The organism is Nonomuraea sp. NPDC005730, from assembly GCF_040630865.1.
Classification (GTDB): Bacteria; Actinomycetota; Actinomycetes; order Streptosporangiales; family Streptosporangiaceae; genus Nonomuraea.
Map to the genome: position 1 here is coordinate 19,670 of NZ_JBEXYK010000093.1, position 8,127 is coordinate 27,796.

Annotated in this window: 8 protein-coding genes; 5 read left to right on the forward strand and 3 right to left on the reverse strand. The window is 73.3% G+C overall.

The features are described 5' to 3' along the window. Window position 1 precedes the first annotated feature (1 nt). Window positions 2-1,141: a HAMP domain-containing sensor histidine kinase gene (locus ABZ444_RS48625; protein WP_358011477.1), complete on the reverse strand. Its 1,140-nt coding sequence runs from the start codon at window positions 1,139-1,141 to the stop codon at window positions 2-4. Then, window positions 1,138-1,794, reverse strand: coding sequence for a response regulator transcription factor (locus ABZ444_RS48630; RefSeq protein WP_358011479.1), 657 nt, complete (start codon window positions 1,792-1,794; stop codon window positions 1,138-1,140). The genes ABZ444_RS48625 and ABZ444_RS48630 overlap by 4 nt, the downstream gene beginning before the upstream one ends. Before the next feature lie 155 nt (window positions 1,795-1,949). Between ABZ444_RS48630 and ABZ444_RS48635 the strand changes: the two genes are divergently transcribed. From ABZ444_RS48635 to ABZ444_RS48645, 3 genes are read left to right on the forward strand one after another with little or no spacing between them, the layout of a single operon-like run. Beyond that, window positions 1,950-3,434, forward strand: a complete 1,485-nt coding sequence (locus tag ABZ444_RS48635) for a hypothetical protein (RefSeq protein ID WP_358011482.1) — start codon at window positions 1,950-1,952, stop codon at window positions 3,432-3,434. A 49-nt stretch (window positions 3,435-3,483) separates the two neighbouring features. After that, window positions 3,484-4,371 carry a hypothetical protein gene (locus tag ABZ444_RS48640; RefSeq protein WP_358011484.1) on the forward strand — a complete coding sequence of 296 codons (888 nt, stop codon included), beginning with the start codon at window positions 3,484-3,486 and terminating at the stop codon, window positions 4,369-4,371. 48 nt (window positions 4,372-4,419) lie between these two features. Continuing rightward, window positions 4,420-5,319, forward strand: coding sequence for a hypothetical protein (locus ABZ444_RS48645; protein ID WP_358011486.1), 900 nt, complete (start codon window positions 4,420-4,422; stop codon window positions 5,317-5,319). Here ABZ444_RS48645 and ABZ444_RS48650 read toward each other — a convergent pair. Next, the gene (locus ABZ444_RS48650; protein ID WP_358011489.1) at window positions 5,289-6,506 is read right to left on the reverse strand and encodes a UDP-N-acetylglucosamine--N-acetylmuramyl-(pentapeptide) pyrophosphoryl-undecaprenol N-acetylglucosamine transferase; all 1,218 of its coding nucleotides are present in this window, start codon (window positions 6,504-6,506) and stop codon (window positions 5,289-5,291) included. The genes ABZ444_RS48645 and ABZ444_RS48650 overlap by 31 nt on opposite strands. Window positions 6,507-6,670: 164 nt before the next feature. Here ABZ444_RS48650 and ABZ444_RS48655 point away from each other — a divergent pair, with 164 nt between their 5' ends. Together ABZ444_RS48655 and ABZ444_RS48660 are read left to right on the forward strand one after the other, a co-directional pair. Next, window positions 6,671-7,630: a Ppx/GppA phosphatase family protein gene (locus tag ABZ444_RS48655; protein WP_358011491.1), complete on the forward strand. Its 960-nt coding sequence runs from the start codon at window positions 6,671-6,673 to the stop codon at window positions 7,628-7,630. Window positions 7,631-7,687: 57 nt separating this feature from the next. Next, the gene (locus ABZ444_RS48660) at window positions 7,688-8,065 is read left to right on the forward strand and encodes a hypothetical protein (RefSeq protein ID WP_358011494.1); all 378 of its coding nucleotides are present in this window, start codon (window positions 7,688-7,690) and stop codon (window positions 8,063-8,065) included. The last annotated feature ends 62 nt before the right edge of the window (window positions 8,066-8,127 follow it).

Below are 8,127 nucleotides of genomic sequence, written 5' to 3' on the forward strand. Positions count from 1 at the left end.
GTCAGGGCACGGATTGATCCACCGGCAGCTCCACGGTGATCGTCAGGCCGCCCTCGTCGCGCGGCCTGGCGGTCACCGTGCCCTCGTGGGCCTCGGCGATGACCCGCACGATCGACAGGCCCAGCCCGCTGCCCCGCTCCGAGCGCAGCCGGTCGCCGTGCAGCCGCCGGAACGGCTGGAAGATCGTCTCGATCTCGTACGGCGGGACGTGCAGCCCGGTGTTGGCCACCACCAGCTCGACCTGCTCGGCCCGCCGCCGCGTCGTCACCCACACCTCGCCCTTGGGCTGGTTGTGCCGGATCGCGTTCTCCACCAGGTTCTGCACCAGCCGCTCGACCAGCACCGCCTCGCCCGTCGTCGGCGCCGAGTCCAGCAGCTGGTGGATCGTCACCTCCCGCTCGGCCGCCTCCTCGCCGGCCTGGTCGAGCACGTGCTCGGCGACGTCGGTCAGGTCGAAGGGCCGCCGGTCCAGCACCGCCTGCTCGCCCTCGGCCAGGGCCAGCAGGCCGTCGATGAGGCGTTCGTGCCGGGCGTTGACCAGCAGCAGCGACTCGCCCAGCCGCTTGACGTCGTCGGTGGCGTCGGGGCGGCGCACCGCGACGTCCACCAGGGTGCGGTTGATCGTCAGCGGGGTGCGCAGCTCGTGCGAGGCGTTGGCGACGAAGCGGCGCTGCCCGTCGAACGAGCGGGCCAGCCGGCCGAGCATGGTGTCGTAGATCTCGGTGAGCTCCTTGACCTCGTCGCGCGGGCCCTCGTACCCGATGCGCTCGGTCAGGTCGTGGCTCTGGGCGACCCGGCGGGCGGTCTCGGTCACCGTCTTGACCGGCCGCAGCACCCAGCCCGCCGCCCGCCAGCCGACCCCGAACGCCCCGGCCGTGGCGGCCAGCACGATGAGCCCGCCCAGGGTGCGCACCCCGCTCAGCGTCTCGCGCTGGTAGGCCGCGCGCGCCCGCATCGCGTTGCGGTAGGCGACCTCGTAGGAGTCGCCGTAGGAGTACTGCCGGGGGAAGTCGGGCCTGATCAGGTCCGCCCGGTACTCCAGCTGCGACCGGACGACGAAGTACACCCCGGTCACCGTCAGGGCGCCGAGGAAGAAGAACACCCCGGCGCAGGCCAGGGCGAAGCGCATGCGTACGGTCATGGGATGCGGTACCCCGATCCGGGGAGGGTCTCGATCACCTGCGGCTCGCCGAGCTTCTTGCGCAGCTTCATCATCGTGGTCCGCACGGTGTTGGTGAACGGGTCGATGTGCTCGTCCCAGACCTTCTCCAGCAGGTCCTCGGCCGAGACCACCGCGCCCTGGGCGCGCAGCAGCTCGGCCAGCACGCCGAACTCCTTGCGGGCCAGCGGCACGTACACGCCGTCGCGGAACACCTGCCGGTGCGCCCAGTCCAGCCGCACGCCCGCCCGCTCCAGCATCGGCGGGTCGGCCCGGCGGGCGCGCCGCCCGAGCGCGTGCACCCGCGCCACCAGCTCCTCGAACGCGAACGGCTTGGTCAGGTAGTCGTCGGCCCCCAGCGACAACCCCGACACCCGCGCGCGCACGTCGCCGGACGCGGTCAGCATCAGCACCCTGACCAGCCGATCCTGCTCCACCACCGTCCGGCACACCTCGTCGCCGTGCACCCCCGGCAGGTCCCTGTCCAGGATCAGCACGTCGTAGTCGTGCACGCCGAGCCGTTCCAGCGCCGCCTCCCCGTCATAGGCGACGTCGACGGCGAGCGCCTCGCCCCGCAACCCCTCGGCGATCGAGTCGGCGAGCATGCGCTCGTCCTCGGCGATCAAAACCCGCACTGGTAGCCCCCAAGAAGATCATAAACGCCGCAAGTCTGGACCAGACCGCATAACGCGGGCGTAACCACTTTCGGTGACGCTCAGGTTATCGGCGTCCCGCTGGACTGCCTCCCTTACGACCGGGACCGACCCGGTCGGCCACGGGGGAGAAGGTCATGGCAGCCACCCTGGCCGGGACGCGCCCGCCCGCGCCCGCCGCGCGCCGCCCGCGCGGCCACAGGTTGTTCGCCTGCGTGCTGGCGTCGGCCGCCGCACTGCGCGTGCTGGTCATGCTCGGGTACGACACGGCGCAGCTCTACTGGTACGACTCCTTCACGTACCTGGACACCGCCGTGCACATGCAGCCCCAGGCGGCCTTCCACCCCGCCGGGTACTCCTGGTTCCTGTGGGCCCTGCGGCCCTTCCACAGCGTGGAACTGATCGCCGGGGTGCAGCACGCCATGGGGCTGGGGATCGGCGTGATGATCTACGCGTTGCTGCGGCGCCGTTCGCTGCCCGGCTGGGGGGCCGCCCTGGCGACCGTGCCGGTGCTGTTCGACCCGTCCTTCGTCCGGCTGGAGCACGCCGTGCTGTCGGACCTCCAGGTCATCTTCCTGATCACCGCCGCGCTGGTGGTCCTGATGTGGCGCCGGGCCCCCTCCGGCGCGCCGCGGGGCGTCTGGCCCGGGGTGCCGTCGGCGCGGGCCGCGGCGGTGGCGGGGCTGCTGCTCGCGCTGGCCGGGCTGACCAGGACCGCCGCCGTGCCGCTGCTCGCCCTGGCGGCCGGCTGGCTGCTGCTGCGCCGCGCGCCCTGGCGGCGGTTGGCCGCGCTGGTGCTGGCCGGCGCCCTGCCGCTGGCGGCCTACGCCGGCTGGTACGCCCAGCACCACGGCCGTTTCGCCCTCAGCGGCTCCGACGGCGTCGCCCTGTGGGCCAGGACCATGACCTTCGCCGACTGCTCGATCATCAAGCCGCCGCCCGCCGAGGCGCCGCTCTGCCCGAACGGCACCGTCGCCGACGCCGCCTCGGAGTACGTCTGGGCCCCCGGCGCCTCGCTCAACCGGCTTCCGGGCGACCGGTTCGCCCACAACGACCTGGCCAGGTCCTTCGCCCTGCGCGCCATCGCCGCCCAGCCGCTGGACTACCTGCGCGAGGTGGCCCGCGACACCTCCCTCGCCTTCACCTGGTCGCCGGTGCCCCACCCCCGGCGGATGAACCCGTCCACCACCTTCCCGCGCGGCTCCTGGCCGCTGCCCGAGCAGCACGCCCTCGTCGCGAAGGTGCGCTCGGAGTACGACCCCGGCATCCGCGGCATGAGCTCCGTCGAGCCGTACGCCTCGATCCTGGCCGCCTACCCCTACCCCTGGTTCCTGCACGGCACGGTCTTCGGCGTGCTGCTCCTGGCCGGCGGCCTGGGCTCGGCCGGACGCCGGCGCGCCGCCCTGCTGCCCTGGGCGGTCGCGGCGTTCCTGCTCCTGGCCCCGGTGGCGGCCCTCGACTTCGACCACCGCTACGTCCTGCCCGCCATCCCCTTCGCCTGCGTGTCCGCCGCTCTGGCCGTCGCCGGGGCCGTCGCTGGGGCCGTCCCGGGGACACCACGGACCTGGGGGTTTCCGGGCCTGACCTTTCGGAGGCTGACATCCTTGCGAAAAAATACGTAATATCCACTGCATCGCGAGCGTTGGGGGCGCCAAGGTGCCGGGACAGAGCGTGGGTGTGGTCGTCGATCCGGGGGTTCCTCCGGAGGTCGCGGGGATGCTGCGGGCCAACGCCGCGCTGCTGTCCAGGATCCGGTCGGGCTGGGTGCCGCCGGCCGACGCGCGCCCGGGCCGGTTCCGGAACGTCTCCAGCGTCGCCCTGCTGGCCGCCACGCCCGGGGTGGTCGCGCTCATGGCCGTGCTGCTGGCCCTGTCCCACCCGGCCGCCGGGTTCACGTTGCTGGGCACGTTCGTCTTCATCGTCCTGGTCAAGATCGCGTCGATCAGCGAGCTGCCCGAGCACGACGTGTCGCGCGACCGCGAGGTGTACGAGCGGGCCCGCCCGTACCGGGACCGCTACCTGCTGCCCGAGGACTTCGACCGGGACGCCGCGGACGTGCTGACCAGGGCGCAGCGGGCCATCGGTTCGGTGCTGCGCTCGCACGTCAACGCCGAGGGGCTGCTCGACGGCGCCCGCAACGCGCTCATGCTGCCCGCCCAGGAGTGGGAGATCGCCCGCCTGCTGGCCAAGCTGTCGGCCTTACGCGCCGAGCACGCGGCCCTGGTGTCCAGGGGCATCGCCCCCGAGGTGGCCGCCGTGATCGAGCCGCTGGACAGGGCCCTGGCCACCAGCGAGGCCGCCATGGTCGCCCGCGTCGAGGCCCTGGAACGTTACGCCGGGCACGTCGCCGAGGCCGAACGCGCCTACCACGCCCGCGGCCAGATCGAGGAGCTGCGCGCCCGCCTGCCGCGTTACGAGGAACTGCTGGCCGAGACCGGCGCCGACGCGCTGGCCGTCCCGGAGATCGACCGGCTCGCCGAGGACGCCGACCACCTGGAGCAGGTGTTGCGGCGCAGCGTGCGGTCGGCGCACGAGGCGTTCCGTTACCTGGAGAGCTGACCTCGGAACCGCCCTCGCAGGAGGTGAATCCCCATCCGATCCGACATCATGGCCGACGTGATCGTCGATCCCGGCGTGCCGCCGGCCGACGCGCGGCTGCTCAGGGACAACCGGCGGCTGCTGCTCAGGACACGCAGGGGCTGGGTCCCGGACGCCCCGGGCCCGGCCGCCGGGCCGTACTGGCGGCTCGGCGCGGTCTGCGGGGCGACCGTCTGCCTCGGCCTGCTGCTGGGCGCCGGCGGGCTCGGCCGCTCCCTGGGGCCGCTGTTGTTCGTGCTCCTCGCCATCCCGCTGATGATCGTGACGTTCGTCCGCACCGAGACGCCGGAGGGGGAGGAGGCCGAGCACGAGCGGCGGGTGCACGCCCAGGCCGTCCGGCACGAGGGCCGGTACGTGCTCCTCGACGACCTCGACGAGTCCTCGCGCAGGCTGCTGCGCCGGGCCCAGCGGGCGGTCGCCACGGTGTCGCAGTCGCGGGTCAACCTCGAAGGGCTGCTGGACGACGTGCGCAACGCGGTGATGCTGCCCGCCCAGGAGTGGGAGATCGCCCGCCTGCTGGCCAAGCTGTCCGGCCTGCGCGCCAGGCACCGGCAGACCCTGGCGGGGGAGAACGCGCCCGAGGTCGCGGCCGTGGCCGAACCTCTCACCAGGGCGCTGGACAGCAGCGAGGAGGCCGTCGTGGCCCGGGTGGAGGCGCTGGAGCGGTACGCCGCCAACGTGGCCGAGGCCGAACGCGCCTACCGGGCCCGGCAGCAGATCGCCGAGCTGCGCGCGCGGCTGCACGAGTACGAGGAGCTCGTCGCCGAGACCGGCGCGGGCGACGCCGCGATGGACGAGCTGACCCGCCTGACCGAGGACGCCGACCGCCTGGACCAGGCGCTGAGGCGGAGCGTCAGCTCCGCCCACGAGGCCTTCCGCTACCTGGAGCCGGGCCCCCCGACTCCCTGACCGCCCTGACCGCCCTGGACGTGCGGCGCGGGGGAACCGGCGGCGTGCGGCGGGTGGGTTCCGCCGTGGGCGGCCTCCAGGAGCAGGTCGCACAGGGCGTCGGCGGCGTCGACGCGGCCCAGCTTGCCCGCCGCCTGCCCCATCGCCGCGCGCAGCCCGGGATCGGCCAGCATCGGCATCAGCTCGGCCAGCAGCTGCTCGGCCGTCGGCCGCGGCTCCAGCAACGCCCGTGCGGCCCCCGCCGAGACCAGGTAGCCGGCGTTCTTGCGCTGCTCGTCACCTCCGGTCGGGATCAGCGGGATCAGCAGCGACGGCTTGCCGATCGCGGTCAGCTCCGACACCGTGCCCGCGCCGCTGCGCGAGATCACCACGTCGGCCGCGGCGAACAGGTCGGGCAGCTCGGCCCCCACGTACGGCACCGGGTGGTAACGGTCGGCCAGGCCGGGCGGCACCTCGACCGCCCGCATCTGGTCGATCCAGGCCGGCCCGCACTGATGGACGACCTGCGCGTGCGGCAACAACCGCGGCAGGATCTCGGCGATCAGCGTGTTGATCTGCTTGCTGCCCTGCGCCCCGCCGGTCACGTAGATCAGCGGCACCTCGAACGTCAGCCCGAACAGGTCGTAGGCCGCCGCCCGGTTGCCCTGCAGCAGCTCCGGCCGCACCGGGTTGCCGGTCACCACGGCCTTCGCCCGCGCCGAGGGCGGCAGGTACTCCAGCGACGACTCGTGCGACAGCGCGATCCGGGTCGCCAACCGGGCCAGGATGCGGTTGGCCAGGCCCACCACGGTCGTCTGCTCGTGCATGACCAGCGGGCGGCGGATCAGCTTGGCCGCCACGCCGATCGGCACCGCCACGTACCCGCCGGTGGACAGCACCACGTCGGGCAGGTAGCGGGCGGCGTGCCCCACCGCCTGGAACACCCCGACGGGGATGCGGAACACGTCGGCGATGTTGGTGCCGAGCTCCTTGAGGTTGGGACGGCGGCGCAGCTTGCCCGTGGTGATCGCCTTGAACGGGATGCCGTGCTCGGCCGTGATCCGGGCCTCCAGGCCGTTCTCCGTGCCCACCCACAGCACGTCGTGCGGCACCTGACGTCGCTGGACGGCCGACAGGGTCGTCAGGGCCGGATAGGTGTGACCGCCGGTGCCGCCGCCGGTGATCAGCAGTCGCAGGGTTCGTGACATGCGATCAGACTATGGCCGCGCGGCGGAAGCCCGTGTGCCCGGTCCGGCCGCCGGGCGTGTTCGACCCGCGCGCGGCGGCCCGGCGGCGGCCGGCCGGCTCCGCACCGCGCGGCAGGGGCGGAGCCGGCTTCGCCGGAAAAGCCGCAGAACGGTAGCGTTTTCCCATGCGACTAGGCGTGCTGGACATCGGCTCGAACACCGTCCATTTACTCGTCGTCGACGCCCACCGGGGCGCGCGGCCCATGCCCGCCTACTCCCACAAGGAAGAGCTGCGCCTGACCCAGTACCTGGGTGCGGACAACAGGCTCGCGCCCGAGGGCATCGAACGGCTCGGCGCGTTCGTCGAGGAGGCGGTGCGGCTGGCCGAGGACAAAGGGGTGGAGGACCTGCTCGCCTTCGCCACCTCGGCCGTGCGCGAGTCGGCCAACGGCGAGCAGGTGCTCGCCGAGATCGACAAGCGCTGCGGCGTGCACATCGCGGTGCTGTCCGGGCGCGACGAGGCGCGGCTGACCTTCCTCGCGGTGCGCCGGTGGTTCGGGTGGTCGTCCGGGCGGCTGCTGGCCTTCGACATCGGCGGCGGCTCGCTGGAGATCGCCGCCGGGGTGGACGAGGAGCCCGGCGTCGCGGTGTCGCTGCCGCTCGGCGCCGGGCGGCTGACGCGCGACTGGTTCACCGGCGACCCGCCGTCCGCCGAGGAGGTGCGCAAGCTGCGCAAGCACGTCCGTACGGAGATCGCCCGCACGGTCGGCGACGTGGCCAGGTACGGCGAGCCCGACCGCGCCGTGGCCACCTCCAAGACCTTCAAGCAGCTCGCCAGGATCGCCGGCGCGGCGGCCTCCAGCGAGGGCCCGTACGTCTCGCGCGCGCTCTCGCGGGCGGACATGGCGGCCTGGGCGGTCAGGCTGACCGGCATGAGCTCCGCCGAGCGGGCCGAGCTGTCCGGGGTGTCGGAGGGCCGGGCCGCGCAACTGGCGGCCGGGGCGCTGGTGGCCGACGCCGCCATGGACCTGTTCGAGGTCGAGCGGCTGGAGGTGTGCCCGTGGGCGCTGCGCGAGGGCGTGATACTGCGCCGGCTCGACCTCCTGCCGGGACGGCTGGACCAGTCCACGGGGATTGCCGAGTAAGGCCGATCTATCCTAAAAAATTGGCATAATTCGCTGGTGAGCGGGCACTTTTGCCCAATGTTGACAGTCCTCGGTACGATCGGCTCCCTGGTGATCGTCTTCGTCCTCATCGTCCTGGCCGTCCTGGTCATCGCGGTGGTCGCGGTGCTGGCGATGGGCGCGCTGGCCGGAACGATGGTGGACTGGCACACGTTGTGGCGGCGGCTGACCCGCCGAGGGGCACGGTTGCCGCTGAAACTCAGCGCCCCCGAGGCGCCCGCGCGACTGCGGGCGAAGCTGAGCGGCGGCACACCCCTGGTGAGCCGCCGTCTCCGGCTCGCGCCCGTGATCCGCGGGGGCGACCGGCGTCCCGACGTGAGCCGTCCCGGCCGGAGCGCCCGCGTGCGCAGGCCCTCCGGCCTCACCTCCACCGCAGTCTCCGGCAACGAACAGTGAAAAGGGCCGGGCCGCCGCTGACGCTGGCCTCAGCGGTCAACATCGGCGCATTCAACCTCGGC

Bases quoted from the DNA above. Each gene is read 5' to 3' on its own strand.
- ABZ444_RS48645 (WP_358011486.1), top strand. From the start codon at position 4,420: ATGGCCGACGTGATCGTCGATCCCGGCGTGCCGCCGGCCGACGCGCGG.
- ABZ444_RS48660 (WP_358011494.1), top strand. From the start codon at position 7,688: ATGTTGACAGTCCTCGGTACGATCGGCTCCCTGGTGATCGTCTTCGTC.
- ABZ444_RS48635 (WP_358011482.1), top strand. From the start codon at position 1,950: ATGGCAGCCACCCTGGCCGGGACGCGCCCGCCCGCGCCCGCCGCGCGC.
- ABZ444_RS48655 (WP_358011491.1), top strand. From the start codon at position 6,671: ATGCGACTAGGCGTGCTGGACATCGGCTCGAACACCGTCCATTTACTC.
- ABZ444_RS48650 (WP_358011489.1), bottom strand. From the start codon at position 6,506: ATGTCACGAACCCTGCGACTGCTGATCACCGGCGGCGGCACCGGCGGT.
- ABZ444_RS48625 (WP_358011477.1), bottom strand. From the start codon at position 1,141: ATGACCGTACGCATGCGCTTCGCCCTGGCCTGCGCCGGGGTGTTCTTC.